The sequence below is a fragment of the Streptomyces sp. NPDC006997 genome, from assembly GCF_040635175.1.
Taxonomy (GTDB): domain Bacteria; phylum Actinomycetota; class Actinomycetes; order Streptomycetales; family Streptomycetaceae; genus Streptomyces.
This window is the reverse complement of sequence record NZ_JBEYHH010000030.1, coordinates 1-26,105: the sequence shown is the minus strand read 5'-3', so window position 1 is coordinate 26,105 and position 26,105 is coordinate 1. Positions and strand designations below refer to the sequence as shown.

The 26,105-nt window shown below is 74.2% G+C and carries 26 protein-coding genes and 1 pseudogene; 10 read left to right on the top strand and 17 right to left on the bottom strand.

The window, feature by feature from the left end; translation table 11 throughout:
- The first annotated feature begins 236 nt into the window (after positions 1-236).
- Entirely contained in the window at positions 237-440 is a 204-nt protein-coding gene (locus tag ABZ659_RS26515) for a cold-shock protein (RefSeq protein ID WP_004986573.1), read from the top strand.
- Positions 441-842: 402 nt separating this feature from the next.
- Positions 843-2,468, top strand: a complete 1,626-nt coding sequence (gene groL, locus ABZ659_RS26510) for a chaperonin GroEL (protein ID WP_360224611.1) — start codon at positions 843-845, stop codon at positions 2,466-2,468.
- Between the two features lie 88 nt (positions 2,469-2,556).
- On the opposite strand, the gene ABZ659_RS26505 is transcribed toward groL, so the two are convergent.
- The 4 genes from ABZ659_RS26505 to ABZ659_RS26490 form a co-directional block, all read right to left on the bottom strand.
- Positions 2,557-4,077, bottom strand: coding sequence for a polysaccharide deacetylase family protein (locus tag ABZ659_RS26505; RefSeq protein ID WP_360224609.1), 1,521 nt, complete (start codon positions 4,075-4,077; stop codon positions 2,557-2,559).
- On the bottom strand, positions 4,074-4,202 hold the full coding sequence (locus tag ABZ659_RS26500; RefSeq protein WP_360224607.1) for a hypothetical protein: 129 nt from the start codon (positions 4,200-4,202) through the stop codon (positions 4,074-4,076). The genes ABZ659_RS26505 and ABZ659_RS26500 overlap by 4 nt, the downstream gene beginning before the upstream one ends.
- Entirely contained in the window at positions 4,199-5,611 is a 1,413-nt protein-coding gene (locus tag ABZ659_RS26495; protein WP_360224746.1) for a glycosyltransferase, read from the bottom strand. Before ABZ659_RS26495 ends, ABZ659_RS26500 begins: the two co-directional genes overlap by 4 nt.
- A gap of 119 nt (positions 5,612-5,730) precedes the next feature.
- Positions 5,731-7,104, bottom strand: coding sequence for a nucleotide sugar dehydrogenase (locus tag ABZ659_RS26490; RefSeq protein WP_360224605.1), 1,374 nt, complete (start codon positions 7,102-7,104; stop codon positions 5,731-5,733).
- 210 nt (positions 7,105-7,314) lie between these two features.
- On the opposite strand from ABZ659_RS26490, the gene ABZ659_RS26485 reads away from it, so the two are divergent.
- Both ABZ659_RS26485 and ABZ659_RS26480 read left to right on the top strand, forming a co-directional pair.
- On the top strand, positions 7,315-8,439 hold the full coding sequence (locus ABZ659_RS26485; RefSeq protein WP_360224603.1) for an NADH:flavin oxidoreductase: 1,125 nt from the start codon (positions 7,315-7,317) through the stop codon (positions 8,437-8,439).
- Between the two features lie 165 nt (positions 8,440-8,604).
- A pseudogene (locus tag ABZ659_RS26480) lies at positions 8,605-8,943 on the top strand (MFS transporter); the annotation flags it as partial.
- Between the two features lie 28 nt (positions 8,944-8,971).
- On the opposite strand, the gene ABZ659_RS26475 reads toward ABZ659_RS26480, so the two are convergent.
- The 5 genes from ABZ659_RS26475 to ABZ659_RS26455 all read right to left on the bottom strand — a co-directional run bounded on the left by ABZ659_RS26475 (position 8,972) and on the right by ABZ659_RS26455 (position 12,913).
- Positions 8,972-9,541 (bottom strand): hypothetical protein, encoded by a 570-nt coding sequence (locus tag ABZ659_RS26475; RefSeq protein WP_360224601.1) that lies wholly within the window; start codon positions 9,539-9,541, stop codon positions 8,972-8,974.
- A gap of 35 nt (positions 9,542-9,576) precedes the next feature.
- Complete coding sequence (locus ABZ659_RS26470; protein WP_360224599.1) at positions 9,577-10,098, bottom strand: DinB family protein; 522 nt, start codon at positions 10,096-10,098, stop codon at positions 9,577-9,579.
- Positions 10,099-10,194: 96 nt separating this feature from the next.
- Positions 10,195-10,656, bottom strand: coding sequence for a DUF5707 domain-containing protein (locus ABZ659_RS26465; protein ID WP_360224598.1), 462 nt, complete (start codon positions 10,654-10,656; stop codon positions 10,195-10,197).
- A gap of 203 nt (positions 10,657-10,859) precedes the next feature.
- The gene (gene murQ / locus ABZ659_RS26460) at positions 10,860-11,804 is read right to left on the bottom strand and encodes an N-acetylmuramic acid 6-phosphate etherase (RefSeq protein ID WP_360224596.1); all 945 of its coding nucleotides are present in this window, start codon (positions 11,802-11,804) and stop codon (positions 10,860-10,862) included.
- 215 nt (positions 11,805-12,019) lie between these two features.
- Positions 12,020-12,913: a MurR/RpiR family transcriptional regulator gene (locus tag ABZ659_RS26455; RefSeq protein WP_360224744.1), complete on the bottom strand. Its 894-nt coding sequence runs from the start codon at positions 12,911-12,913 to the stop codon at positions 12,020-12,022.
- A 151-nt stretch (positions 12,914-13,064) separates the two neighbouring features.
- Between ABZ659_RS26455 and ABZ659_RS26450 the strand changes: the two genes are divergently transcribed.
- Positions 13,065-13,448 (top strand): hypothetical protein, encoded by a 384-nt coding sequence (locus ABZ659_RS26450; RefSeq protein ID WP_360224594.1) that lies wholly within the window; start codon positions 13,065-13,067, stop codon positions 13,446-13,448.
- A complete protein-coding gene (locus ABZ659_RS26445) occupies positions 13,445-13,711 on the top strand; it encodes a DUF4031 domain-containing protein (protein ID WP_360224592.1) in 267 nt (88 codons plus the stop codon). Before ABZ659_RS26450 ends, ABZ659_RS26445 begins: the two co-directional genes overlap by 4 nt.
- 71 nt (positions 13,712-13,782) lie before the next feature.
- Here ABZ659_RS26445 and ABZ659_RS26440 read toward each other — a convergent pair whose 3' ends face one another.
- The gene (locus ABZ659_RS26440; RefSeq protein WP_360224742.1) at positions 13,783-14,865 is read right to left on the bottom strand and encodes a GNAT family N-acetyltransferase; all 1,083 of its coding nucleotides are present in this window, start codon (positions 14,863-14,865) and stop codon (positions 13,783-13,785) included.
- A gap of 34 nt (positions 14,866-14,899) precedes the next feature.
- Positions 14,900-15,598: a hypothetical protein gene (locus ABZ659_RS26435; RefSeq protein ID WP_360224590.1), complete on the bottom strand. Its 699-nt coding sequence runs from the start codon at positions 15,596-15,598 to the stop codon at positions 14,900-14,902.
- A gap of 84 nt (positions 15,599-15,682) precedes the next feature.
- Here ABZ659_RS26435 and ABZ659_RS26430 point away from each other — a divergent pair, with 84 nt between their 5' ends.
- Positions 15,683-16,360, top strand: coding sequence for a maleylpyruvate isomerase family mycothiol-dependent enzyme (locus ABZ659_RS26430; RefSeq protein WP_360224588.1), 678 nt, complete (start codon positions 15,683-15,685; stop codon positions 16,358-16,360).
- Positions 16,361-16,473: 113 nt separating this feature from the next.
- Positions 16,474-17,166: a copper homeostasis protein CutC gene (locus ABZ659_RS26425; protein WP_360224586.1), complete on the top strand. Its 693-nt coding sequence runs from the start codon at positions 16,474-16,476 to the stop codon at positions 17,164-17,166.
- A 238-nt stretch (positions 17,167-17,404) separates the two neighbouring features.
- Here ABZ659_RS26425 and ABZ659_RS26420 read toward each other — a convergent pair whose 3' ends face one another.
- Both ABZ659_RS26420 and ABZ659_RS26415 read right to left on the bottom strand, forming a co-directional pair.
- Complete coding sequence (locus ABZ659_RS26420; protein WP_360224740.1) at positions 17,405-19,369, bottom strand: UvrD-helicase domain-containing protein; 1,965 nt, start codon at positions 19,367-19,369, stop codon at positions 17,405-17,407.
- A gap of 240 nt (positions 19,370-19,609) precedes the next feature.
- Positions 19,610-21,250 (bottom strand): DNA repair helicase XPB, encoded by a 1,641-nt coding sequence (locus ABZ659_RS26415; RefSeq protein WP_360224584.1) that lies wholly within the window; start codon positions 21,248-21,250, stop codon positions 19,610-19,612.
- Between the two features lie 196 nt (positions 21,251-21,446).
- On the opposite strand from ABZ659_RS26415, the gene ABZ659_RS26410 reads away from it, so the two are divergent.
- Positions 21,447-21,680 carry a hypothetical protein gene (locus ABZ659_RS26410; RefSeq protein ID WP_360224582.1) on the top strand — a complete coding sequence of 78 codons (234 nt, stop codon included), beginning with the start codon at positions 21,447-21,449 and terminating at the stop codon, positions 21,678-21,680.
- Here the strand turns inward: ABZ659_RS26410 and ABZ659_RS26405 are convergent.
- The 3 genes from ABZ659_RS26405 to ABZ659_RS26395 all read right to left on the bottom strand — a co-directional run bounded on the left by ABZ659_RS26405 (position 21,658) and on the right by ABZ659_RS26395 (position 24,946).
- Positions 21,658-21,924 (bottom strand): hypothetical protein, encoded by a 267-nt coding sequence (locus ABZ659_RS26405; protein ID WP_360224580.1) that lies wholly within the window; start codon positions 21,922-21,924, stop codon positions 21,658-21,660. The genes ABZ659_RS26410 and ABZ659_RS26405 overlap by 23 nt on opposite strands.
- Positions 21,925-22,109: 185 nt before the next feature.
- Positions 22,110-22,238: a hypothetical protein gene (locus tag ABZ659_RS26400; protein ID WP_360224578.1), complete on the bottom strand. Its 129-nt coding sequence runs from the start codon at positions 22,236-22,238 to the stop codon at positions 22,110-22,112.
- A 167-nt stretch (positions 22,239-22,405) separates the two neighbouring features.
- On the bottom strand, positions 22,406-24,946 hold the full coding sequence (locus ABZ659_RS26395) for a helicase C-terminal domain-containing protein (protein ID WP_360224576.1): 2,541 nt from the start codon (positions 24,944-24,946) through the stop codon (positions 22,406-22,408).
- A gap of 106 nt (positions 24,947-25,052) precedes the next feature.
- Between ABZ659_RS26395 and ABZ659_RS26390 the strand changes: the two genes are divergently transcribed.
- On the top strand, positions 25,053-25,901 hold the full coding sequence (locus ABZ659_RS26390) for a hypothetical protein (RefSeq protein ID WP_360224574.1): 849 nt from the start codon (positions 25,053-25,055) through the stop codon (positions 25,899-25,901).
- On the opposite strand, the gene ABZ659_RS26385 is transcribed toward ABZ659_RS26390, so the two are convergent.
- Positions 25,898-26,105: peptidoglycan-binding domain-containing protein (locus ABZ659_RS26385; protein ID WP_360224572.1), on the bottom strand; the 208-nt coding region annotated here is incomplete at its 5' end. The genes ABZ659_RS26390 and ABZ659_RS26385 overlap by 4 nt on opposite strands.

Genomic DNA, 26,105 nt, shown 5'->3' with positions numbered 1-26,105 from the left:
TTCAATCCTTTTGTCGGGCCCGACTTGCCCTGAATTCTGGTGAATTTCTGGTAAATTCCCGAACGGGTCTGCCCGGATTTCTCGTCCGACTGACCTGTTGCAGACGGCAGTTGGGCAGATACATTCGGCCGCGGTCGACGCGTTCCGGCGCACGCCCCCGATCCACGGGGGGTGAGGTCTGACCCGGATCCGCGAAGTGTGGATCTGTGCAAGGGCCAGTAATAGGGGAGTTAGGCATGGCTCAGGGCACCGTCAAGTGGTTCAACGCGGAGAAGGGGTACGGCTTCATCGCGGTCGACGGTGGTGCGGACGTCTTCGTCCACTACAGCGCGATTCAGATGGACGGTTACCGCACCCTGGAAGAGGGCCAGCGGGTCGAGTTCGAGATCTCGCAGGGTCAGAAGGGCCCGCAGGCAGACATGGTTCGCGTCACCGCCTGAACGTTCTTCCGCGAAAGGCCCGCACCGGCGGCAGGTTGCTGCCGCCGGTGCGGGCCTTTCGTTGTGTCCGGGGGGCGCGGCCCGGGGCGGGGGGCGCGTGGGGGCGCCGGGGGAGTGTTCGCGGGGGCTGGGCACCCGTCCGGAACCCGGTAGCCGCTTGCGCCCGCCCGTCGCCCGGCCGCCCCCCTCGACGAGCCCGCTTCGCGGGCGCGCCTTGCACTCGACGGGGTCGAGTGCTAATCATTGGCGTTAGCACTCTGAAGGTGAGAGTGACAACGAAGGACCGGGTCGGTGAGGCCCGCAGGCCGGGTGGGGAAGGAACCACGAGGCCGGCGAGCCGTCCGTCGCGGGCGCGGGCGCGGTCCGAAGGAATCACCCCCAGTCCTGGAGGGACCACTTCACATGGCCAAGATCATCGCGTTCGACGAGGAGGCGCGGCGCGGCCTCGAGCGCGGCATGAACCAGCTCGCGGACGCCGTCAAGGTGACCCTCGGCCCCAAGGGCCGCAACGTCGTCCTTGAGAAGAAGTGGGGCGCCCCCACGATCACCAACGACGGTGTCTCCATCGCCAAGGAGATCGAGCTCGAGGACCCGTACGAGAAGATCGGCGCCGAGCTGGTCAAGGAAGTCGCCAAGAAGACGGACGACGTCGCCGGTGACGGTACGACCACCGCGACCGTCCTCGCCCAGGCCCTCGTCAAGGAAGGCCTGCGCAACGTCGCCGCCGGCGCCAACCCGATGGCCCTGAAGCGCGGCATCGAGAAGGCCGTCGAGGCCGTCTCCGGCGCCCTGCTCGACCAGGCCAAGGAGGTCGAGACCAAGGAGCAGATCGCCTCCACGGCCTCCATCTCCGCCGCCGACACCCAGATCGGCGAGCTGATCGCCGAGGCCATGGACAAGGTCGGCAAGGAAGGCGTCATCACCGTCGAGGAGTCCCAGACCTTCGGTCTGGAGCTTGAGCTGACGGAGGGTATGCGCTTCGACAAGGGCTACATCTCCGCCTACTTCGCGACCGACATGGAGCGCATGGAGGCGTCGCTCGAGGACCCCTACATCCTCATCGCCAACTCCAAGATCTCCTCGGTCAAGGACCTGCTCCCGCTCCTGGAGAAGGTCATGCAGTCGGGCAAGCCGCTGCTGATCATCGCCGAGGACGTCGAGGGCGAGGCCCTGTCGACCCTGGTCGTCAACAAGATCCGCGGCACCTTCAAGTCCGTCGCCGTCAAGGCCCCGGGCTTCGGCGACCGCCGCAAGGCCATGCTCGGCGACATCGCCATCCTCACGGGCGGCGAGGTCATCTCCGAGGAGGTCGGCCTCAAGCTGGAGAACGCGACCGTGGACCTCCTGGGTCGCGCCCGCAAGGTCGTCATCACCAAGGACGAGACCACCATCGTCGACGGTGCCGGCTCCGCCGACCAGGTCGCCGGTCGCGTGAACCAGATCCGCGCCGAGATCGAGAACTCCGACTCCGACTACGACCGCGAGAAGCTCCAGGAGCGCCTGGCCAAGCTCGCGGGCGGCGTGGCCGTTATCAAGGCCGGTGCCGCCACCGAGGTTGAGCTGAAGGAGCGCAAGCACCGCATCGAGGACGCCGTGCGCAACGCCAAGGCGGCCGTCGAGGAGGGCATCGTCGCCGGTGGTGGCGTGGCCCTGCTCCAGGCCTCCCAGGTCTTCGAGAAGCTGGAGCTGGAGGGCGACGAGGCCACCGGTGCCGCCGCTGTGAAGCTGGCCCTGGAGGCCCCGCTGAAGCAGATCGCCGTCAACGCCGGTCTCGAGGGCGGCGTCGTGGTGGAGAAGGTCCGCAACCTCACCCCGGGTCACGGCCTGAACGCCGCGACCGGTGAGTACGTCGACCTGATCAAGGAAGGCATCATCGACCCGGCGAAGGTGACGCGCTCCGCGCTGCAGAACGCCGCGTCGATCGCCGCGCTCTTCCTCACCACCGAGGCCGTCATCGCCGACAAGCCGGAGAAGGCCGCCGCGCCCGCCGGTGGCGGCGGTATGCCGGGCGGTGACATGGACTTCTGATCCTCCCGGATCCGGTAGTCCACCGTACGACGCCGAGGGCGGTCCTCCTGGTGACAGGAGGGCCGCCCTCGGGCGTTCCCGGCGTTCCTCAGCGGGCGATCCGTACGGAGGTGAAGCGGGGCCAGGTGCCGTCCGGGTCCTCGTTCCGCACGCCCAGCGCGATGCCGCCGCTGGTCTCGGCGGGCGGCACGCCCTCCGGCCGGGGGACGGTGAGAGTGGTGCCGTCGACCGTGATCCGCACGGACCGGGGCGTCACCCGCAGCGTCAGTTCCCGCTCCGTGGCGGGCGCCAGCCGTCTGCTGGTCACCCGGGGCTCGTCCTCGCCGGGGCCCCGCTGGACGAACCGCAGACCGGCCCGGCTCACCGTGAGGGTGGCCGGGTGGAGGCCGCCGTGCCCCACCTCGACGGAGACGCCGGTGTCCGGCCCGCTCAGACGGTCGGTCCGCGCGGTGACCCGGTAGCCGCCCCAGTCCGCGCTGGCCAGCGGACGGTACGCCGCCGACAGGTGTGTGTGCCGCGCCGAGCCCGCCCCCGTCAGCGCCGCCAGGCCGCCGCCCTGGCCGTCCGGGAACCTCCAGCGGCCGGGGTGGCGCAGAGGCCGCGGCTCGTCCCCCGGCACGGAGGCCGACCACGCGCGCAGGCTCCGCAGCAGCGCCGTGGGGGTCGTGTCCGCCACCACCTCCAGACGCTGCACGAGACCGGCGGCTGCCGCCCGCGGTCCGGCGGGCAGGGGGCGCGGGGCGCTGTTGGTGAGCGTGACGGCGTACCGCTTCCGCAGCAGCCGGTCCAGTACGGCCGTACCCCCGCCGGGCAGGTTGGAGGCGCGGCCCGTCTCCGAGAACGGGTAGGCGAACAGGCGGGGCGCGGGCAGGGCGTGCCCGGTGAGCGCGCGGGTGGAGCGGTCGAGGTCGTGGGCGACGCGGGTCCGGTACTCGGCCGTCGTCTCCAGGCGTCTCGCCGCCTTCCGCCACAGCCGGTTGGCGAGCACCGAGCCCTGCTGTCCGGCGGCGTCGACGGCGGCGCGGCGGTGGCCGTCGTGGGTGTGGGCCTGGAAGTCCCAGCGGCCGGAGCCGGCCATCCGGCCGATCTCGGCCCAGGTGAGGTAGTAGGGGCGGCGGGTACCGACCGCGCCGGTGATCAGGTACGTCGCCGCCCGCATCCGGTGCTTGGCGAGGACCGGGTCGGCGTACGCCCACAGACCCCGGGTGCCGTCGTCGAAGGTGAGGTAGACGGTGCGGGGGGCGGGGGCGCGGCCGGTGGCGAGGTAGCGCAGGAACTCCGCCGACGACAGGGAGCGGTAGCCCGCGCCGCGCAGCGCGGACAGGTGGGCGTCGAACTGCTCCGGGGTGACGGCGTAGCGGCTGTCGGAGTCCGGTGCGACGTCGTGGTAGGCGAGGACGACGGGCGCGGCGGGGTGCCGTACGCGGGCCGGTGCGAACCGTCCGCCGGGGCCGCCCGCCGGAGCCGCGGCCTGCGCGGACACCGCCCTGCGGTGCGCCTCGTACTGCCAGGCCGCGACGAACGGGGTGGCGACGAGGACGACGGCGAGGACGGCGAGCGTGCCGCGCAGGAGGACCCGGCGCGTCCGGCCGCCGAGGGCCGCGGTCACCGGGGCCCGCCCCGGGTCAGGACGACGAGGTACAGCGCCGCGAGGGCGGCCAGGGTGAGGAGGGTGGCCGTGGCGCGGGCGAGGGTGTGCAGGCTCTGGGGGGTTCGTCTCGGAGAGAGTCTCACGCGGGGCTCCTCGTCCAGATACCGCGGCGGAGGGTGAGGACGGCGTACGGCAGCAGCCACGCCAGGACGCAGCAGGACAGCAGGCTCATCAGGGGGCGGTAGCGCCAGCGCCGGTCACCGGGGTTGTCCAGCCGGTACGCCAGCCCCCACAGGGCGCCCTTGAGCAGCACCCCGCACAGGTAGAGCAGGGTCAGCCAGGCCGCCCAGTGCAGCGGCGCCCACACCAGGTGCCAGAAGACCAGCGCGGGGGCGGCCAGGACCCACAGGGCGTGGCCGTAGTAGAGGAGGGCGGGGGCGAGGCCGCGGCGCCACATGAAGCCGCCGGTGAAGAAGAGGTTGCGCACGAAGCTCTTCTTCCAGCGGACCTGCTGGTGCAGGAACGGCCGCCAGCGCGCGGGCACGTTGGTCCACACCTGCGCGGCGCGGCTGTACCCGACCAGCCACCGCCGCTCCGGGTGGTCCCCGGCGCTGACGAGGGGCGAGTCGGCGTGCCGTCGCTTCAGCGCCGCGCCGCGCCACGCCTGTCCGAGCACGTACCCGGTGAGCTGGCGGTCGGTGGCGAAGCGGAAGGGCGCGCCCGCGAACCGGTCCTCGGCCCAGGCGGGCAGGTAGTCGACGACGGCGTCCCTGCGGAACGCGGCGAGCGGTCCGGAGACGCAGGTCACGGAACCGAAGGCCGCCTCGGCCGCCTTGGCGATGCGGAACTGGCCGTCGTACCAGATGTCCTGGACGCGGGTGAGCAGGCTGGCGGGGGCGTTCAGGGCGCGGCAGTGGCCGCTGACCGCGCCGAGGTCGGGGTGGCGGACGAGGGCGCGCACGCACAGCCGTACCGCGTCCGGGGCGACGACGCAGTCGGAGTCGGTGAAGACCAGCACGTCCCCGGTGGCGAGCGCGCAGCCGCGGACCAGGGCGGCCTTCTTGCCGAGGTTGCGGTCGAGGTGGAGGACGGTGACGCCGAGTTCGTCGGCGAGGCGGTCGAGGACGGCGCCGGTGCCGTCCCGGGAGCCGTCGTCGACGACGATGACCTCCAGGCCGGGACAGTCGGAGGCGGCCATCGACCGCACGCACGCCTCCACGAGGCCCACCTCGTCCTTCACGGCGAGCAGGAAGCTGACCCGGGGCCGCTCGGGGAGCGCCGGGAACTCCGCGTGGCGGGGCGCGCGGTGGCGCAGGGTGCGCAGGGCGGGGTCGTCGTAGCGGGCGTAGGCGAGGTAGAGCAGGCAGCAGGTGCCGGTGAGCACGGTGAGGCCGTAGAGGGCGACGGGGCCCGTGAGGTACGGCAGTTGGGCCGCGCGGTGGGCGATCAGGAGCAGGACGGGGACCAGCGCGGCGAGGGCGAGCAGCCGTACCAGGGCGTGGTGTTCGGGCCGGGGCAGTGCGGCGAGGGCGGCGCGGACGCGGCGGGTCAGGAGGCGGCGCAGGGGGGAGCGGGCGGGCGGCGCCGGGGTGATCAGTACGTGCCCGTCGCGGGGGACGGGGAGCCGGTAGCGGACGGCGGTGACGGTGTCCGGCCCGGCGGTCGTGGCGGTCACGGCGTGCCCACCGGGAGGCGGTGCGCGCGGGGCGTGTGACGGGACCCCGGGTCGTGGACGAGCGGCACGGTGTCGAGCCAGGTGAGGTCGTCGCCGGGGTGGACGGTGTGCACGACGACGAGGTCCCAGGGCCGGTCCTGCGGACGGTCCACCGGGCGCAGGACCGCGCCGTCCACGGTGAGTTCGGGGACGAAGGGGTCGCTGTAGGACACGTCGGCGCCCTCGGCGGCGAGCTGCCCGATCACGCGTACGGCGGGGCTCTCCCGCACGTCCGAGACCCCCGGCTTGTAGGCGGCGCCGAGCACCAGCACCCGGGCCCCGGCGGGCCCGCGTCCGGCGGCGCGCAGCAGGTCGGCGGCGTGCCGGGCGACCTGGGCGGGGCGCCGGCGCAGGGCGGCCATGGCGGCGGCGGTGACGGGGGCCGCGGGACCGTCGGGCGGCAGCTGGCCGAGCAGGTAGTGCGGGTCGCAGGGGATGCAGTGGCCGCCGGCGCCGGGCCCCGGGTGGAAGGGCAAAAAGCCGTACGGTTTCGTCGCCGCCGCCTCGATCACCGGCAGCGGCGCGAGGCCGAGGTGCAGACAGGCGTCGGCGAGTTTGTTGGCGAGGGCGATGTTGACGGCCCGGAAGACGTTCTCCCACAGCTTGGCCATCTCGGCGGTCTCCGGGTCGGGCACCGGGTGGAGCCGGGACGCGGTCGGCCCGAGCAGGAACGTCGCGGCCCGGGTGGAGAGGGGGCCGGCGCCGCCGATGACGCGGGGGGTGCGCTCGGGGGTGTGGTGGGTGTTGCCGGGGTCGATGCGCTCGGGCGAGAAGGCGACGAGGACGTCCCGCTCGACGGTGAGCCCGCGCGCGTCCAGCGGCTCGGTGAGCAGCTCGCGTGTGCTGCCGACGTGGCTGGTGGAGGTCAGGACGACCAGCTGGCCCCCGGTCGCGTGCCGGACCACGGTCGCGCAGGCGGCGCGCAGGGCCCGCAGGTCGGGGTCGCGGTCCTCGGTGACGGGGGTGGGCACGCACACCACGACGGCGTCGGCGTCCCGCAGCGGTGCCGGGTCGTCGGTGAGCCGGAGGTCGCCGGTGCGTTCGGCGCACACCAGCGCGGCGTGCTGGGCCGGCAGCAGGTCGACGGCGCCCGCGCGGATGTCGCGCAGCCGTCGCCCGCTGACGTCGACGCCGGTGACGGTGGCCCCGGCGCCGCACAGCGCGAGCGCGGTCGGCAGTCCGACGTACCCGAGTCCGACGACGGCGACGTGGAGCCCGGCGAGCCGCGTCGCCGGGGAGGTGGGCGCCTGGTCCGCCCGTTCGGTCCAGCGCCGGAGCGCGGCCGGGTCCGGGGGACGGGTGGTCTCTGTTCCGGTTGCCGTAAAAGTCACATGGTGATATCTACGGCGCGAAGGAGGCGATGTGGTGCACATGGGGCCGGGGTGGGCGGTTGATTCACCCGGTTGCCCCGGTGCGGGACTGTTCATGCATACGCATAAGAGCGCGTATGCAAGAATGTGCGTGCGCATCAAAGGGTGCGGGTGTGACACCGCGCTCGCGCGCCCGCCGTTCCCTTCCGTCCCCTCTGCCGAGGAGTCCGCATGAGCACCGCACCGCCTGCCGTCCGCGCCGCCGAGATCCTCTCCCGGCCCGCCTCCGTCAACGGTATGACCCTGCGCAACCGCATCGTCATGGCCCCCATGACCCGCGAGTTCTCCCCGGGCGGCGTGCCCGGCGCGGACGTGGCGTCGTACTACTCCCGGCGGGCCGCCGCGGGGGTCGGGCTGATCGTCACCGAGGGGACGTACGTCGGCCACGAGTCGGCCGGGACCAGCGACCGCGTCCCGCGCTTCCACGGGACGGAGCAGCTCGCCGGGTGGGCGCGGGTCGCCGAGGCGGTGCACGCGGCGGGCGGTCGTATCGTGCCGCAGCTGTGGCACATCGGCATGGTGCGGGAGCCGGGCGCCCCGCCGTTCCCGGACGCCCCGGCCGTCGGCCCGTCGGGGCTGCGCGTCGGCGCCGCCGAGCCCACCGGCACGGCGATGACCCGGGCCGACCTCGACGCGGTGGTCGGGGCCTTCGCCGACGCCGCGGCCGACGCCGAGCGGATCGGCTTCGACGGCGTCGAACTGCACGGCGCCCACGGCTACCTCATCGACCAGTTCCTGTGGTCCGGCACCAACCGCCGCACCGACGCCTACGGCGGTGACCCGGTCGCCCGCGCCCGGTTCGCGACCGAGATCGTGGCCGCCGTACGCGAGCGGGTCTCGCCCGGGTTCCCCGTCCTGTTCCGCTACTCGCAGTGGAAGGCGGGCGCCTTCGACGCCCGGCTCGCCGAGACGCCCGAGGAGCTGGAGGCGATCCTCACCCCGCTCGCCGAGGCCGGGGTCGACGCCTTCCACGCCTCCACGCGCCGCTACTGGCTGCCGGAGTTCGACGGCTCCGACCTGAACCTCGCGGGCTGGACGCGGAAGCTGACCGGCAAGGCCGCCATCACGGTCGGGTCGGTGGGTCTCGACGGCGAGTTCCAGAAGGCGTTCCAGGGCGAGGGTGCGCCGGTGCGCGGCCTCGACAACCTCCTCGACCGGCTGGAGCGGGACGAGTTCGACCTCGTCGCCGTGGGCCGGGCGCTGCTCCAGGACCCGGAGTGGGCGGCGAAGGTGCTGGAGGGCCGACTGGACGAGCTGAAGCCGTACGACGCGGCGTCGCTGAAGACGCTGAGCTGAGGGGCCCGGCGAGGCGGGGGCCGCCGCCGCGGCGAGGACGGATTTAGCTTGAGTTACGCAACCAACCGCCATAAGGTTGCCTAGGTCAAGTAATCGAACCGTCCCGCTTTCCCCATCCGGAGGCCCTCGCCATGACCGACGCCCCCGCCCGCCCCGCGGAAACCGGGCGCCGGAATCGGCTTCACCTACGGCTCCATGCCCTCGCTGATCATGGGCGCGGTCGACCCCTCCGAGACGGCGGCGGCCAACAGCCTCAACACCCTCATGCGGTCCCTCGGCACCTCCACCGCCAGTGCGGTGGCCGGGGTGCTCCTCGCCCAGCTGACGACGCCGTTCGGGCCGACGTCCCTGCCGTCGCAGGACGGCTTCCGTACGGTGCTGGCGGTCGGCGCGGGCGCGGCGCTGCTGGCGTTCGCGGTGGCGTCGTTCATCCCGCGGCAGCGGGCCGCGGCGGTGGCGGTCACCCGGGGCGAGGAGCGGGTCACGGCGGCGGAGAGCGCCTGAGGGACGGCGGCCCGGGCCACGGGTCCGGCTACACGTTCCCCATCGGCTCGATGTCGACGCGCACCGGGGTGCCCCACACCCGCAGCACCTCGTAGTCGGTGAACTCGTGCACGAGCCGGTACGCCATCGCGGGCCGGGAGCCGCGCCGCTGCGCCGCCAGGTACAGCTCGGCCTCCCGGCGGTCCCGGCGCGGCGTACCGCACAGCTGCCACTCCTGCCCGTTCCACAGCTCCGGCAGCCAGCGCTGCTGGGGCTGCGGACGGTCGGCGCGGACGCCGTACCGCGAGGGCGCGTTCCCGGTGGGCCGGTGCGGGCTCGCCGGGCCGTTGAACTCCGCCCGGCGGGCCGCGCGGCGCCGCGTCTCGCACAGCAGGCACAGGTCGGGGGCGCTCTCGTCGACCGGCCCCGTCGGGTGCTCGGCACACCGCGTGCTGGGCGCGGCGCCCGTGGCGCTCTCGTCCAGCAGATCCAGCGCGCGCTTCAGATCCGCCTTGACCTCGTGCAGCTTGGCGTCCGGGGTGTCACCGGTGAGCGCCTCACCGTGCTCGCCGAGGAGGCGCAGGGCGCGGCCTAGGGTGGTCAGCTGGGCGTGGTTCATGCCCCCATGGTCACACCGCGCGCCCCGGGCCGGCGTCAGCCCATCGTCTTCGCCCCGTCGAGGGACTCCCGGATGATGTCGGCGTGCCCCGCGTGCTGCGCGGTCTCGGCGATGACGTGCAGCAGCACCCTGCGCGCCGACCACTCGGTTTCGGCGTCGAACCACGGCGCCTTCGGGAGCGGGTGGGAGGCGTCGAGGTCGGGCAGGCCGGCGACCAGCTCGTCCGTCCTGCGGGCCACCTCGGCGTACTCCGCGAGCACACCGGCGAGCGTGTCGCCGGGCAGCATCCGGAACTCGTCGGCGCGCCGGGCGAAGTCGGCCTCGGTCATCGCGTCGAAGTCGCCCAGCGCGGCCGGGCCGTTCACGATGAAGTCGGCCCAGCCCCGCTCCATCGACGCCACGTGCTTGATCAGTCCACCGAGGCACAGCGCGCTCGCGGTGGTCTGCTTCCCGGCCTGTTCGTCGGTGAGGTCACGGGTGGTGAAGCGGAGGAAGCCGCGGTGCTTGCCGAGGGTCTCCAGCAGGTCGGCGCGCTCGGTCGTGAGGGGGCTGGTCATGGTCTCGTCCTCCGGGGTGGTGTTCTTCCGTCGTTCGAGTCCTCACGGTAGAAGGCGAGTAGGTCAGATCCTGGCCTCATTGCGCCCTGGTGGGGCTCAACGGGTCACGTCGAACGTCGTCGCGTCGGCGGAGAAGGTCGTGTCCCCGTCCTCCGCGGTGACGAGGACCGCCGTGTTCCAGACACCGGTCGGCATGGTGGCGGCGTCCCGCCCGGCGTCGATCGGCGCGGTGTACGTGCACACCGAGGTCGTCGCCGAGGTCGCCTCGCAGGTGGCCGTCTCCGCGAACTCCATCTCGTCCGCCGTGGGGTCGAGCTTCGAGTTCTCCGGCCAGGGCAGCACCCGCACGCTCCTGACGCCGGAGTCGTCGGTCACGGTCGTGGTGAAGGTGAAGGCCTCCCCGGGGACCCCCAGCACCACCGAGGTGGCCTCGGCCTCGTCGACCGTCGGCCGCGCGGGGGCGGCGTCGGCGGTGCCGACCAGGGCGAAGGCGGCGACCGCCCCACCGCCCAGAACGGCGACACCGGCGAGCGAGGAGAGCAGCAGACGTGCGGACATGGGAACCCCCGTGGGTGAGGAAGCCGAGTCGAGGTGAGTGAGCCTCAGGGCGCCCTGCCCCCCTGCCGTTCACTGGGTCCATGGTGTGGCTCGGGGGGTTGCCGGGGCCTGAGTACGTCTACTCATCCACGCCGTCGCCTCTTCGGCAGGCAGGCGTGAGTACGCGGGTGAGCCCCCCGCGAGGCACCGCGGCGCACACGCCCTCAACGTCCCGTCGCCGCCGCCTCCAGTGCCGTACGCAGGCGGCCCCCGGAGGTGTGCAGCAGGCGGGCCGCCGTGGGGGCGTCCACTCCGGCCAGGAGGGTCAGGATCGCGTTCTTGGTCTCGCCGTTGGTCGCCGTCAGGGCCGCCTCGATCTCCGCGTCGTCGGCGCCGGTCGCCTGGGCGACGATGCGGTGGGAGCGGGCGCGGAGCTTGGCGTTGGAGGCGCGGACGTCGACCATGAGGTTTCCGTAGGTCTTGCCCAGGCGCATCATCGTGAGCGTGGAGATCATGTTCAGGACGAGTTTCTGGGCCGTGCCCGCCTTCAGACGGGTGGACCCGGAGAGGAGTTCCGGGCCGGTCACGATCTCGATGCCGTGGTCCGCGGCGGACGCCAGCGCGCTGTTCTCGTTGCAGGCGAGGCCGATCGTCAGCGCCCCCCGCACGCGCGCGTGCCGTACCGCGCCGACGGCGTACGGGGTGCGGCCGGACGCCGAGACGCCCACCACCGTGTCGTCGGAGGTGAGCGCGAGGGCCGTGAGGTCGGCGGCGGCCAGGTCGGGGGAGTCCTCGGCGCCCTCGGAGGACGTGACCATCGCCGTCGGGCCACCCGCGATGAGGCCGACGACCTGCCCGGCGTCGGTGTTGAAGGTGGGCGGGCACTCCGAGGCGTCCAGCACACCCAGGCGGCCCGCCGTGCCCGCGCCCGCGTAGACCAGGCGCCCGCCCCTCGCCATCCGCTCCGCCACGGCGTCGATCGCGGCGGCGATCTCCGGCAGGCGCCGGGACACGGCCGCCGGGACCGTGGCGTCCTCGGCGTTCATCAGGCGGGCCAGGTCCAGGGTGGGCAGGCGGTCGATGTCCGCGAGGTCGGGCCGGAAGGCCTCGGTGGTCAGGGTCTCCAACTGGGCGCGCAGGTCGCGGGGGTCGGAGGTCGAGGAGGTCATGGAGAGGCGGCTCTCTTCATCGGCGGGGGGGGCGGTGAAGTCTCAACGTCGGGGGTGGTGAAGCCGTACCGTCAGGCGGTGGTGGAGCCTCAACGCCAGGGGCGGTGAAGCCGTACCGCCAGGCGGTGGTGGAGCCTCAACGCCCGGGGCATGGAGGCTCCAGGCGCCAACGGGCGCCGAAGCTCCAACGCCGAGGGCGGTGCGGGGCCACGGGGTCAGCCGCGCGGAGTGCTCCGGTGGCGGTGGGCCAGCGCCTCGTAGGACGCCGACAGGGCGGGGGCGGCCGTTTCGTAGGTGCGCTGGGCGACGCCCACGAACAGGCAGTCCACGACCAGGAGCTGGCTCGTGCGGGACGACATCGCGGCCGGGCGCAGTTCCGTCTCGCGGGAGGTGGCCGTCGTCAGGACCTGGTCGGCGTACTGGGTGACCGGCGAGGCCGGGCGGCCGGTGATGGCGATCGTCGTGGCGCCGTGGTCGAAGGCGACGCGCAGTGGTTCGATGACGTCGCCCGTGGAACCGGAGTGGGTGATCGCGATCGCCACGTCCCCGGCGCGCAGTTGGACGGCGTTGGTCACGGCGAGGTGCGGATCGCTGTGCGCGTGCGCTATCAGGCCGATGCGCAGCAGCTTCTGGGTGAGGTCCTGCGCGACCAGGCCGGACGCGCCGATGCCGTACACGTCGGTGCGGCGGGCGGCGGCGAGGGCGGCGACGGCGGCGCCGAGCTGGGCGGTGTCGAGCCCGGCGGCGGTGTCGGCGAGGGTCTGCTGCTCGTCGTAGGCCAGTTTCGCCACGACGTCGGCGATGGGGTCGTCCACCGCGATGTCGGTGGTGATGGCGGGCGCGCGGCCGGACTGCTGCTGGGCGGCGAGGCCCGCGAGGGCGAGGCGCAGGTCGCGGTAGCCGGGGTAGCCCAGGAGCCGGGCGGTGCGGACGACGGTGGCCTCGCTGGTGCCGGTCAGCTCGGCGAGACCGGTGACCGTGAGGGCCGCGCAGCCCGCCGGGTCGTGTGCCACGGCCTCGGCGACGCGCTGCATGGAGCGGGTCATCGAGGGGGCGAGGGTGCGTACTTTGGCGGCGAGGGCGGCGGGGGCGGGGGGCGAGACGGCCAGGGCGGCGGCCGAAGCGGCGGTCGGGGCCGGGGAGGCGGTCGGGGCCTTTCCGGCCCGGACCGTGTCCTCGAAAGTTTCCTTCACATTCCGGGTCACTGTTGAAAGGTATTTTCAGTTCGGCCGGCTGGTCAAGAGTGCGCACAATGGGGGCATGGACCACCCCGCCAGCACCCTCGAACAAGCCCTGCACGCCGCCCGCGCCCTGGTACTCGCCGATCTGGTGGCGCGTGAGGCGACGGAGGCGGACGTGGTGTCGCTGGTGGAGGAGTCCGTCGCGCAGCGCCGCTGGTGGGTCGAGCAGTGGCCGGACGGCGCCGAGTTCCTCGCCGGGCTGGTCGCGCAGGACGTGCAGGACGCCCTGCTGGAGCGGTACGGGCGCTGGCCGCTCTGCCCGGTGTGCGGCACCGGCGATCCGCACGCCCTGGAGGTCGAGCCCGAACTCGGTCCCGACCCGCACTGGGTCTGCCACCAGGCGGGCGTGCGGGTCGCCGCGGTCGGCTCCCTGGGCGGGGCCTCCGGTACGTCCGTCTCATGACGGTCTACATCGACCCGCCCGTCTGGCCGGGCCACGGCCGGGTGTGGTCGCACCTCGTCAGCGACCGGTCGTTCGAGGAACTGCACGCGTTCGCCGACCGGTTGGGCGTCCCCCGGCGCGCCTTCGAACGCGACCACTACGACCTCCCGTCACACCGGTACGCGGACGCCGTGGCCGCCGGCGCGGTCGAGGTGAGCAGCCGCGAGATCGTGCGGCTGCTCACCGAGGCGGGGCTGCGCAGACCCAAGGGGCGGAGCGCCTAGGACGTGTGGCGCGCGTCCCGGCTGCCGCCCGACGCCTGGCACGCCCTGGGGTCGGGGAGTGCGGTCACGGCTCAACGGGAGCCGTCGGCGCGCAGTTCGTAGGCGTGGAGCTCACCGTCGTCCCCCGCCGTGCTGGCCCGCGTGAAACCGGCGCGCGTCAGGACCGCCTGGGACGGGGCGTTGGCCGGTTCCACCGTCGCGAAGACCGTCTCGACCTCCTCCCGGGCCAGCGCCCACGCCGACAGGGCGCGCAGGGCCTCGGTGGCGTAGCCGTGGCCGCGGGCCGGGCCGACGAGGTCGTAGCCGATCTCCACGCGGCCGTCCTCGTCGGGGACCCCGTGGAAGCCCATGGCGCCGACCGCGCGGTGGTCGGCGTCGCGGACGAGGACGTACATGCCCCACTCCGGGCGGTGCGTGCCCGCCTCGTACTGCTTCACCAGCAACCCGGCGCCCTCGCGGGTGCCGTCGACAGGGCCGCCCTCGATCCACTCGAAGCCGCCGTCGCCGCCCGCCGCCAGGTCGGCCGCGGCGGCCGGGGTGGCGCCCTCCAGGGTGAGGCGGTCGGAGGGCAGGACCAGGTTGTTGCTCCACCGCCACCCGGTCACCCGGGGGCGGCCGGGCAGCTCGCCGCGTCCGGTCGCCCAGAGCAGGGTGCGCCAGGCGTCGGGGCCCGGGCGGACCTCGGGGAAGATCCGCGTCAGCACGAACTGGCACAGGTCGGCGGAGGGTTCGTAGGCCAGGCCCAGCCCGAGCGCCATGTCGTGGGTGTGCAGCAGCACCTCGGCGACGCCCATCGCGGCGAAGCCCTCGCGGTTCGCGCTGCGGAAGGGGTACGGGTGGAAGGCGCGCACGTGCCGCGGGGTGGTGTCGAGGGTGGCGGTGAAGAGGGCGCCGGTGGTCTCGACGACGTGCAGCAGACCGGCGTTGTCGGCGGGGTCGATGCTGCTGCCCACGCCGTCGACGGTGATGTCGAAGGGGACGTACGCCGTCCGCGCCCGTCCGGCGAGGTTGCCCGCGTAGCAGATCAGGTCGCTGGCGACGTGGGTGGCCGTCTCCCGGCAGCTCCAGTCCAGCGAGCCCGCCCGGGTGGCCTCCCAGTCCCGGTCCGTCGCCGTGCCGAGTACCGCCACCGCGTCCGCGACGGCCTGCCGTATCTGTTCCCCACCGGTGATGCGCATGTCGAGCAGGCTAGACCCGCCGGTGGCCTCGGGACGACAGCATTTCCAGCTCGCCGGTGAGGTTGTGGCGGGCGGTCGCCTCCCAGCGCTCGGCGCCGTACGGGGTGCGGAAGAGGCGCGGCAGGGCGAGGAGTTGGCGCAGTACGGCGGCACGCCCCTCGCGGAAGGCGTCGTTCGGGACGAAGCCGTACTCCTCGCGGACGGCGGCCGTGTAGGCGGCGTACGCGGACGGCGCGGCGGCGAGGACCGCCAGGTCGGCGTCGCACAGGACCTGCCCGTCCGGGTCGTCGGGCGCGGGGTCGTGGGTCACCGTCAGCCTCACCAGCCGCGCCACCTCCGCCGTCTTCGCCTCCGGCACCCCGGCCTCCGGCAGCGCGCGCTCGGCCAGCCGCGCGGAGCGCTCCTCGTTCTCGGAGCGGTCGGGGAAGTAGACCGCGTCGTGGAACCAGGCTGCCAGGCGCACGACGTCCGGGTCCGCCGCGTACTCCTCCAGGACGTCGATGTGGTCGAGGACCGCCGTGAGGTGCGCCAGCGTGTGGTAGCGGCGCTGCGGCTCGGCCCAGCGGGCGAGCAGGTCGTCCGCGTACGGCGCCGGGTCGGGCGCGTCGTCCCCGGGACCCCGGGCGCCCGCCAGGGCACGGGCGAAACGGGCGCGCAGGAGACGGGGGGAGGGCGGCGTGGCGCGCTGGGTGTCCGGGGCATCGGCCATGGGGTCCATTGTGGGCACTCTACGAGACCCCGGCTCGCGGACGCGGCGGCCGTGGACCTCCCGCCAGGGCCTAGCGTGGGCTGCATGACTACTGAGGATGCGCACAACGGACGGGATCCCGAGCTGCCGGGGCGGCTGCTGGTCGTCGAACGGGACGCGCTGCTGCCGGTGTTGCGGGGGCGGGCGGAGGCCGACTTCGGGCTGCCGGTGGCGGCGTGCCCGGGGTGGACGGTGCGGGATGTGCTGGCGCACTGCTCGGCGGCGTTCACGCGGGTACTGGAGCGGCGGTTCGAGGAGGGCGTCTTCTCCCCGGAGTCCAACGACCGGGACATCGCCGAGCGGGCCGACTGGACGCACGCGCGGGTGCTGGACGAGCTGGAGCGCGGGATGACCGAGGTGGGCCCGGTGCTCGCCCGCGGCAAGGGGCCCCTGGACGCGCTGGCGCTCGGCGAGTGGGTGCACGCCGGTGACGTGCGCGAGGCGCTCGGGCTGCCGGAGGCGTACGGCGGGCCGGGGCTGCCGCACGCGCTGGAGCTGCTGGCCCGGGTGACCCGGCAGCGCGGCCACCTCCCGCTCCACGCCGACCTCGACGACCTGGACGAGCCGCTGCTGCTCGGCGACGGCGGCGGTGAGCGCACCCCGGCGCGCTACATCGGCGACGCCCCCACCCTCGTACGCCTCTACACGGGGCGCCCGGTTCCGGAGGGCGCGGGGTTCGAGCTGGCGGGGGTGAAGGAGGGGGAACTGAACATCTACGGCTGAGGAGTGACCGACGCGACGGCCGAACATCGATGTGATCGTGGGCCCGGCCCGGCGTACCCTGAGATTGGACTAGACCTGTAGCCGCTCCGGGGAAACCCAAGGGAAGGGGTCCTATGAGCACGCGTGCGCTCCTGGAGGTGATCGCCCTCGACGCCGAGGACGCGGTCGCCGCCCAGGCCGGAGGCGCGGACCGCCTCGAACTGGTCACCGACATGGCGGCCGACGGACTCACCCCGTCGGCCGGGACCGTCGCCGCGATCCGCGCCGCCGTCGACATCCCGCTGCGCGTGATGCTGCGGCTGGCGGACGGGTTCGCCGCCGGGGACGTCGAGCGGCTGACCGGCACCGCCCGCCGACTGCGGGAGACGGCGGGCGCGGACGAGTTCGTGCTCGGGTTCCTCGACTCCGACGGCGGGGTGGACCTGGCCGCCGTGGAGCGGGTCGTGGGCGTGCTGGACGGCTGCCGGTGGACCTTCCACCGCGCCATCGACCGGGCCGCCGACCGGGACGCCCTGCGCAAACAGCTCGACGGCCTCCCCGGCCTCGACACCTACCTCACGGCGGGCGCCGGTACCGGCGTCGACGAGGGCCTGCCCACCCTGCTCGCCGAGGCGGGCCGGGGCGGGGAGCAGGGCTACGAGCCCCGCATCCTCGTCGGCGGCGGCCTCCGCCTCGACCACGTCCCCGACCTGCTCGCCGCCGGAATCGACGCCTTCCACATCGGCGGCGCGGCCCGGCCGGACGGCTGGTCGGGGCCGGTGTCCGCGACGGCGGTACGCGAGTGGCGCGAGGCGCTGGACGCCTGATGAACGGGGGCTCGGGCCAGCCGTAGCGGCCGCGGGTCAGCTGAAACGGCCGCGGGCCAGCCGTAGCGGCCGCGGGTCAACTGAAACGGCCGCGGGTCAACTGAAACGGCCGCGGGTCGGCCGAATCGGCCGCGGTGGCCCGCCGCGGCGGCCTCAGGCGCGCCGGAACCGCCTCGGGCGCCGCTCGCGGTGGCGGGCCCAGGCCGGCTGCCGCAGGCCCCCCGCCCCCGCCCCCGCCTCACCCCAACTGCGTCGGCAGCGCTGCCGTATGGGTCACGATCAGGCCGGAGACCGCGCGGGTCAGGGCGACGTACAGGCGGCGCAGGCCCGTGCGCTCGTCCGGTTCGCCGTCGACCACGGCGCGGGGTTCGTCCAGGACGACGTAGTCGTACTCCAGGCCCTTCGCCAGCGACGCCGGGACCAGTGTGAGACGGCGCTCCGGCGTGGTCTCCTCGCCGGGGTCCAGCGGGCTCAGACCGGCCGCCGCCAGTGCCTCGGCGAGGGCGGGGATCCGGGCGTCGGCGGCGATGAGACCGATGGAGCCCTCCTCGCGCAGGGAGTCGACGCAGGCCGCGACGACCTCCCCCGCGCCGGTCACCGGGCGGATCTCGAAGGACCCCGGGTTCTCCCGCACCGACGCCACCGGGGTCAGCCCCGGCGCGATGTGCGGCAGCAGCCGGGAGGCGTAGGCGATCACGTCGGTCGGCACGCGGAAGCCCGCCGTCAGCTCCTCCACCGCCGCGTCCGCCTTGCCCAGGTGGGCCAGCGCCTCGGCCCAACTGCGCGTCGCCCACGGCGTGGTGCCCTGCGCCAGGTCGCCGAGGACCGTCGCGGAACCGGTCGTGCAGCGGCGCCCGACCGCCCGGTACTGCATGGGGGACAGGTCCTGCGCCTCGTCCAGGACGACATGGCCGAGCGAGTGGGTGCGCCGCACCAGGTCGGTCGCCTCGTCGATCAGCACCGCGTCCGCCGCCGACCACTTCGCCGACTTCACGGAGCGCGCCGGTCTGGTCCAGAGGACGGCTTTCCGCTCGTCGTCGGTGAGGATCCCCTCCGCGTGTACGGCGAGGAAGTCCGCGTCCGACAGCAGCCGCAGCACCAGCTTCTGCGGATCGACCGGCGGCCAGACCGCCTTCACCGCCGCCTTCACCGCGCTGTTGCGGGCGACCGCGTCCTGCACCCGGTCGTCGGGCGCCTCGCCGGAGCGTTCCATCTGCACCAGCACGGCGTGCGCGATGCGCTGCGGCAGGGCCTCGCGGGCGGCGCCGTAGCGGATGCCCCGCTCCAGCAACTCCCGCACCAACTCCTCCAGTTCGTACGCCGGGACACGCCAGCGCCGTGACCCGCGCACCACCACGACCGGCTCCGTGGGCATGGTGACGTGCGCGTACACCGCCCGGCGCAGCACCTCCGCCATCCGGGCGTCGCCCTTGACGACCGCGGCGGTCGCGTCGTCCGTGCCGCGCACCTCCACGTGCGCCACCAGGTCGTCGACCGTCGCCTGCTTGACCGCCAGCTCGCCGAGGGCGGGCAGCACCTGCTCGATGTAGTGCAGGAAGGACCGGTTCGGCCCGACGACGAGGGTGCCGGTCCGGGCCAGCCGCTCCCGGTGGGCGTACAGCAGGTACGCGACCCGGTGCAGACCGACCGCCGTCTTCCCGGTGCCGGGGCCGCCCTGCACACACACCGTGCCGCCCAGCCCGGACCGTACGATCTCGTCCTGCTCGGGCTGGATCGTCGCCACGATGTCCCGCATCGGGCCCACGCGCGGGCGCTCGATCTCCTGCTGGAGCAGCTTGCTGGAGCGCGCCGCCTCCGCCGGGTCCGACAGGTGCTCGTCCTCGTACGCCGTCAGGTCGCCGCCCGTGTAGCCGAACCGGCGGCGCAGGCCGACGTCCATCGGGTCCTTCTTCGACGCCCGGTAGAACGGCTGCGAGACCGGCGCCCGCCAGTCGATCACCATCGGGTCGCCGTCGGCGTCGTGGACGTGCCGCCGCCCGATATAGAAGCGCTCACCCTCCGCGCCCTCCGCGAGGTCGGCGCCGGGGGCGTGCAGGTAGTCGAGGCGGCCGAAGAACAGCGGGGTGTGGCTCAGGTCGGCGAGCGCCTTGATCCGCTCGTCGATGTGGCGGGCCAGGATCTGCGCGTCCACCCAGTTCGCGGTGGAGTTGCTGAGGTCGAGGGACTCGACGTCCTCCCGCATGGCACGCAGGGCGGCGCGGGACGCGGTGAGGTGCGCGCGCTCACGCGCGAGGGGGTCGGCGGTGGACGCGGACAAGGGGGTGCCTCCGGGTGACCTGCGGGGTGACTGGGAACCGGTTGCCGACCGGTTTCCGTCCGGGCGGCGGCACTCCGTGAAGGGAGGCGGGCAAGAGCGGAGATCCTAGGGGAACGGGAGGGGGCCCGGCCAACGCATTACGCCGGGCCCCTCAGCCGGAGTTCCTCAGCTCTCCGCCAGCAGCTCGTCCGCGTCCATGATCCGGTAGGCGTAGCCCTGTTCCGCGAGGAAGCGCTGCCGGTGGGCGGCGAAGTCCTGGTCGATGGTGTCGCGGGCGACGACCGAGTAGAAGTGCGCCTGGTGGCCGTCGGCCTTCGGGCGCAGCACGCGGCCGAGGCGCTGGGCCTCCTCCTGGCGGGAGCCGAAGGTGCCGGAGACCTGGACGGCGACCGTCGCCTCCGGCAGGTCGATGGAGAAGTTCGCCACCTTCGACACCACCAGCACGCTGATCTCGCCCTGCCGGAACGCCTCGAACAGCTTCTCCCGCTGGGCGTTGGTCGTCTCGCCCTTGATGACGGGGGCGTTCAGGTGCTCGCCCAGCTCGTCGAGCTGGTCGATGTACTGGCCGATGACGAGGATCTGCTGGCCCGCGAACCGGCGGACGATCGCCTCCGTCACCTTCCGCTTGGTGTCGGTCGTCGCGCAGAACCGGTACTTCTCCTCCGCCTCGGCGGTCGCGTAGGCGAGCCGCTCGGAGTCGGTGAGGTTGACGCGGACCTCCACGCAGTCGGCGGGCGCGATGTAGCCCTGAGCCTCGATCTCCTTCCACGGCGCGTCGAACCGCTTGGGGCCGATGAGGGAGAACACGTCCGACTCCCGGCCGTCCTCCCGGACCAGGGTGGCCGTGAGGCCCAGTCGGCGGCGGGCCTGGAGGTCGGCGGTGAACTTGAAGACGGGCGCGGGCAGCAGGTGCACCTCGTCGTAGACGATCAGGCCCCAGTCCCGGGAGTCGAAGAGCTCCAGGTGCGGGTAGACGCCCTTCCGCCGCGTCGTCAGCACCTGGTACGTGGCGATGGTGACCGGGCGGATCTCCTTGCGGGTACCGCTGTACTCGCCGATCTCGTCCTCGGTCAGCGACGTCCGCTTCACCAGCTCGTGCTTCCACTGCCGGGCGGAGACCGTGTTGGTGACCAGGATCAGCGTCGTCGACCTGGCCTGCGCCATGGCCCCCGCCCCGACCAGCGTCTTGCCCGCGCCACAGGGCAGGACGACGACGCCGGAGCCGCCGTGCCAGAAGTTCTCCACCGCCTGCTTCTGGTACGGGCGCAGCGCCCAGCCGTCCTCCGCCAGGTCGATGGGGTGCGCCTCACCGTCGACGTACCCGGCGAGGTCCTCGGCGGGCCAGCCCAGCTTCAGCAGCGTCTGCTTGATCTGCCCGCGCTCCGAGGGGTGCACGGCGACCGTGTCCGGGTCGATGCGGTGGCCGACCAGCGGGGCGATGCGCTTGGAGCGCAGCACCTCCTCCAGGACCGGGCGGTCGGTGGTGGTGAGGACGAGGCCGTGCGCGGGGTGCTTGCTGAGGGTGAGACGGCCGTACCGGTCCATCGTCTCGGCGATGTCGACGAGCAGCGCGTGCGGCACGGGGTAGCGGCTGAACTGCACCAGCGCGTCCACGACCTGCTCGGCGTCGTGCCCGGCCGCGCGCGCGTTCCACAGGCCCAGCGGGGTGACGCGGTAGGTGTGGATGTGCTCGGGCGCCCGCTCCAGCTCGGCGAACGGGGCGATGGCGCGGCGGCAGTCGTCGGCACGCTCGTGGTCGACTTCCAGGAGCAGTGTCTTGTCGGACTGGACGATTAGGCAGGACACACATACCTCCGGAGATAAGGTCGTCTCACGACAGAACCAACGCCTGTCACAGCACGGGCTATGCCCCGTGCCCGACGCCGGAAGGGCGTCCCGGCCAGCGCGCCGGGGATGCGCGCCGCTCTCTATGTTCGCCTATCGCGCGAAACCGACGAGACGACTTCGCCCAGCCAGGGCTGACGCCGACGTCCACCGACCCATGGGGCTCCTCGTCTCGGCGGCGATCCTCTGGTACGTGTCCGGGTCCGTGGGCGCCCACCCGCCGACCCGCAGCAGCGTCAGCCACCGCCACCGCCCGTCGGGTCCTCGGCGAGGTCTGTTCCCCGCGCAGGGCGGGCCGCCCGCCCTGCGCCGCCACCACGCCGAGACCGTGCGCGTCGACGGCGACAGCTACCGGACGCGGCGGGCGGCTACCGCGGGGTGGGCAGAGTGAGGTTGTTGATCAGCGGGCCCTCCACGACGATCCCCTCCGTGACGAGCGGCTCGACGGCTACGGGCAGGGGGGCGGCTACGGGCCGGGGGCGCGACGGGGCGGCGGAGGCGTCCGGGGCGAGCGCGGCGATCATCGCGGCGACGGAGACCAGCGCGGCGACCGACACGGCCACGGCGGTACGGACCTGGGCGGAGGCGGAGGCGGAGGCGGAACGGGGGCGGTGGGGGGAGGGCTTGGCGCGCATGGGGGGCGGCAGGGCCTTTCACGGGTTCGGGGCGTGCACGGGGCCGGTGCGTTTCGAAGGCCCGGGGTGCTCACGGGTTCGGTGTGTTCCGGGGTCCGGGGTGCTCACGGGTTCGGGGTGGGGTGGTCCGTGGGCCGGGCCGGTCGTGGGGCGACGTACCGGTCCGGCCCGTGCAGCGGGGGGCGTCAGATCGGCGGCGTCTCGAGTACCAGACCGGCGACGTCGACGCCGATGGCCGCGGCCTGGGTGGCGAAGGCGCCGATCAGTACGGCGGTGGCGGTCGCTACGGCGGCGACTCGACGGGCAGCGCGCATGGCGGTTCCTCTCTGGTGGGGGGTTCGGTGGGGGTTCGCTCCCACACCGCCTGGCTGCCCCACGTCCCCGCGCCGGATGCCCGACACGGGGCAAGCTCGCTCATGGGTGGGAAGTGTCCGGCGTGGCGTGCATGGATCCGCGCCCTCACCCGCCCGGGCGAGCCGCCTCAGCCCTGCCCGTCCGCCAGCTCCGCCACCCCCGTGATCCGGTGCAGCGGATAGGTGCGGACCGCGTCCGCGGTGTGGTCGTACGCCGTCACGAAGCCGCCCTCGACGCGTACGGGCGCGATGACGCGCTGGCTCGCCGCGCCCTCGGCGTTCACGTAGCCGATCCACAGGGTCTGGCCCGTCAGCACCGCCGCCTGCACGGTGGCGAGGGTCTCCGCGGGGCCGGTGCGGGGCAGCTCCCCGCCCGTCGTCGCCGGGGTGTCGGCGGTCGGCTTGCGCGGGGTCGTGGTGGCGAGGTCGCCCGCGCGGATGGCGCGGATCGCCGCCGTCAGCAGCGTCGCGTCCGGGGTGGGCGGGCCGTCCGGGACCGGCTCCGGGGGCGTGCGCGGGGGCGTGCGGTGGGCGTGGGCGCGGGTGATCAGCACATCGCCCTCCGCGGACTCGGCCGCCGGGGCCAGGCCCATCGCCCGCAGGCCCTCCAGCAGGGCCGCCGGGTCGCTCTGCGCGGCCAGCACGGTCGGCGCGAGGCGGCGCAGCCGCAGTCCGGCGGAGCGCTTGTCGGCGAGGATCTCGTTCAGCAGGGCGTCGTCGTCGCAGCGCACGTACGCCGAGGCGGCGCCCACCCGGAGGTGGCCGTGTCTGCGGGCCACGTCGTCGATGAGGTAGGCGAGCGGCTGCGGTACCGGCGTCCGTGAGTGCGCGGCGAGGAAGGCGTGCAGGTCGGAGGCGCTGCGGCCCGCGTCCAGGGCGCGGCGTACCGAGCCGGGGGTGAAGCGGTAGACCGTCGCCCCGCCCTTGGACTCCACGTCCGCGAGGACGCCGAGCATGTCGGCGAGCGGGCGGCGCAGCGGGCCCGGCGCCACGGCCGTCAGGTCGGCCTGGAGGAGGACGTGGTCCAGGGGTTCGGGGAGGAGCGGGGTGAGCAGGCGGGTGGCCGCCGCGGTGGCGGTGGCCTGTTCCCGGGGTGAGGGGGTGGGGCGGGGCGGGGTGGCGCGGTGGTGGAACGGGAGCTTGTCGCCCGGTCCGGCCCCGGCGGGGGCCTGGGGCGGTCTCGGGTCCGCGCCCAGCAGCGCCCTGCCGTGCGCGGACAGCGCGCCGCGGCCGGTGACGCCGAGCTGTTCCGCCTCGTGCAGCGTCCACTCGGCGAGGCGGGCACGCAGGTCGTCCCCGGCGCGGGGCGGGCGTTCCCAGCGCAGCCGGGCCTGGACGGACTCGGGGGCCGGGGCGGCGCCCTCCGGGAGGTCGGCGAGCAGGTCCAGCACCCGGTGCCGTACCTCCAGCGCCGCGGACCGGTCCAGGCCGGGGCCCAGCGCCGACAGCACGCGGTCCTTCGCGTCCCGGCCGCCCACCAGGCCCGCCGTCCGGGTCCCGGTGAGCCAGGCCTCCGCCAGCCGCGCCCAGCGGTCGGCGGGGGGCAGCTCCCGCCACTCGTCGTAGGCGGGGGTGGCCGCGTACCGCTCGTCGGCCTCGCCGTCGGGGGCCAGCAGTCCGGCGGCGTAGGCGAGCTCCACCCAGAACGCGGCGACCGGTTCGGACACGTCCAGGGCGACCGCCGTGCGCTTGAGGTCCCGCACGCTCAGCCCACCGGCCCGCAGGACCGTCGGGCCGCCCTCGTCCCAGTCCTTCAGCAGCTCCTCGACGGTCGTCAGCGCGGTGTACGCCTGGCCCGCCGCCGTGCTGTCCACAACCTGTGGATGATGGGTGGCGGCGGTGGTGACCGGCGGCGGGGTCGGCTCCGGCGCGCGGTGCGCCCGGCCCGCGCGCAGGTGGAGGGCCACCTCGCGGGGGAGTACGACCGTCCCCGGCGCGGTCGGCAGCAGCAGGCCGCGGTCCAGCAGCCAGCGCAGCCGCGCCGCCGGGTCCGCGGTGACCTGGCCGTACGGCGGGCCCCACACCAGTCGGTCCAGCACCTCCACCGACTCGGCGGGGGCGTCGGCGAGCAGGCCGGTCATCCGGGCGCGGTCCGTGAACAGCTCCGTGAGCGCGGCGACCGCGGAGACCGAGTCGTGCGTGGACGGCAGCCCGGCCGTCGTGACGACCTCCTGGATGCGGCCCGGCGACATGCCCGCCGTCGCCTCCCGCACGGTCGGGCCGAGGCCCGTCGGGGACGGGTGCTGCGGGGTGGGCGAGAGCAGCTCACGCGCGGTGCGCACCAGGCGGAGGGCGTTGTCGGCGCCCCACACCAGCGCCTGTTCGCGGAGCAGGTGCAGGGCGCGCGGCAGGGCGGCCGTGACCGCCGGGTCCCGGTCGTCGCCCGCGAGCAGGCCGAGCAGTTCGTCGTACGTCGCCGGGTCCGACGCGACCGCCAGGGCCTGCGCCGTCTGCACCGCGAAGCGGTCCAGCCGCTCCAGCGCCCGGACGACGGAGGCGCGGGTGCCGGCGCGGGTGGCCAGCTGGGTGAGGTCGGTGGGGACGGGGGTGATGAGGTCGGGACGGCCGCGCAGGAGGGCGGCGAGGGCCGTGTCGTCGCGCGAGCGGAGCGCCTCCGCGAGGGACCGGGGCGCGGTCGGCTTCTCGGTCGGCTTCTCGTGGCTGCTCATCCGGTCAACGGTAGCGGGTGTGGGGGCGGGGGAGGGGATCGGAACGTCTCCACGGCCCGGGTGCGGGCCGCGCTCTTCCCACGCGGGCTGCGCTACCGTCGTCCGGGTGGGGATCGAGAGCGACAAGGTCGTCTACGAGTACCTGAGCCGCGTGGGTGACGTGGCTCAGCAGCGGCAGCTTCCGTCCGGGGTGCGGATGCGGCTGGTGTCGCAGCTGAGGGACGAGATCGACGAGCGTCGGGCGCGGGCCGTGGTGGACAGTCCGGCGGCCGTGCGGCGGATCATCGCTCGGTTGGGCAGCCCGGACGACGTGGTGTCGGCGGCGGGGCCGGGGGTGCCCGCGCAGCGGGACGTCGAGGCGGAGGCCGAGGTGGCGGGGTCCCCGCCGGTCGTGGAGCCGCGTGTCGTGGAGCCGCGTGTCGTCGAGCGGGGGGCGCGGAGCGACTGGTGGCGGGAGCGGGGGCCGTTCGGGGACGAGGTGCCCGGGTTCGTGGGCGGGATCGAGATCGCGGAGGTGCTGCGGCCTCCGGCGGTCGCGGCTGAGGGGGCCGTCGAGGAGGAGGCGGTCGAGGAGGAGGCGGCGGTCGTCAAGCGGCGCTTCCGGGTGCCGTCTCTGCGGGGGTGGGGCAGTCCGCTGTTGTTGCTTGCCGCCGGACTGCTGGTCGCGGGGGCGGTGACGGGGAATCCCGTACCGCTCGCGTTCGGGTGGGTGATCGTCTATCTGTCGCGGCGGCTCAGTCGGAACGAGATGCGGGTGGCCGTGATGGGGTTGCCCGGGGCCGCTGTGGCGTGCGGGGTGTTGTGGCTCTGGGGGCGGGCCGCGGGGCAGTGGGGGGCGCACATCGATGACGGGGCGATGAGCGGTGCCATCGGGGCTACTTGGCCTTGGGTCGTGCGGGGGGCCGCTGTCTCGTCCGCTGTGTTCCTGGTGTGGCGGGCTCGGCGGCGCGCTTAGCCGTGCCTGCGGCGGCCTGTGGCGGTGGTTGCGTGGCGTGCGTAGCGCTGTCTGCCGGGGGTGGGTCGGGACCGCGCCGGGGGGTGTCCGTCCTCGGAACCGCGCGGGCTCCCCGCCTGGAGGGCGCCCCAGGTGGCGGGGCCGACGATGCCGTCGCTGCCCAGTCCGCGCGAGGACTGGTAGTCGCGGACGGCCTGGGTGGTG

Bases quoted from the DNA above. Each gene is read 5' to 3' on its own strand.
- ABZ659_RS26400 (WP_360224578.1), bottom strand. From the start codon at position 22,238: ATGCGCGCTGCCCGTCGAGTCGCCGCCGTAGCGACCGCCACCGCCGTA.
- ABZ659_RS26425 (WP_360224586.1), top strand. From the start codon at position 16,474: ATGAGCACGCGTGCGCTCCTGGAGGTGATCGCCCTCGACGCCGAGGAC.
- ABZ659_RS26475 (WP_360224601.1), bottom strand. From the start codon at position 9,541: ATGAACCACGCCCAGCTGACCACCCTAGGCCGCGCCCTGCGCCTCCTC.
- ABZ659_RS26435 (WP_360224590.1), bottom strand. From the start codon at position 15,598: ATGGCCGATGCCCCGGACACCCAGCGCGCCACGCCGCCCTCCCCCCGT.
- ABZ659_RS26450 (WP_360224594.1), top strand. From the start codon at position 13,065: ATGGACCACCCCGCCAGCACCCTCGAACAAGCCCTGCACGCCGCCCGC.
- groL (WP_360224611.1), top strand. From the start codon at position 843: ATGGCCAAGATCATCGCGTTCGACGAGGAGGCGCGGCGCGGCCTCGAG.
- ABZ659_RS26405 (WP_360224580.1), bottom strand. From the start codon at position 21,924: ATGCGCGCCAAGCCCTCCCCCCACCGCCCCCGTTCCGCCTCCGCCTCC.
- ABZ659_RS26470 (WP_360224599.1), bottom strand. From the start codon at position 10,098: ATGACCAGCCCCCTCACGACCGAGCGCGCCGACCTGCTGGAGACCCTC.
- ABZ659_RS26410 (WP_360224582.1), top strand. From the start codon at position 21,447: ATGGGGCTCCTCGTCTCGGCGGCGATCCTCTGGTACGTGTCCGGGTCC.
- ABZ659_RS26445 (WP_360224592.1), top strand. From the start codon at position 13,445: ATGACGGTCTACATCGACCCGCCCGTCTGGCCGGGCCACGGCCGGGTG.
- ABZ659_RS26420 (WP_360224740.1), bottom strand. From the start codon at position 19,369: ATGCGGGAGGACGTCGAGTCCCTCGACCTCAGCAACTCCACCGCGAAC.
- ABZ659_RS26515 (WP_004986573.1), top strand. From the start codon at position 237: ATGGCTCAGGGCACCGTCAAGTGGTTCAACGCGGAGAAGGGGTACGGC.
- murQ (WP_360224596.1), bottom strand. From the start codon at position 11,804: ATGACCTCCTCGACCTCCGACCCCCGCGACCTGCGCGCCCAGTTGGAG.
- ABZ659_RS26485 (WP_360224603.1), top strand. From the start codon at position 7,315: ATGAGCACCGCACCGCCTGCCGTCCGCGCCGCCGAGATCCTCTCCCGG.
- ABZ659_RS26430 (WP_360224588.1), top strand. From the start codon at position 15,683: ATGACTACTGAGGATGCGCACAACGGACGGGATCCCGAGCTGCCGGGG.
- ABZ659_RS26465 (WP_360224598.1), bottom strand. From the start codon at position 10,656: ATGTCCGCACGTCTGCTGCTCTCCTCGCTCGCCGGTGTCGCCGTTCTG.
- ABZ659_RS26395 (WP_360224576.1), bottom strand. From the start codon at position 24,946: ATGAGCAGCCACGAGAAGCCGACCGAGAAGCCGACCGCGCCCCGGTCC.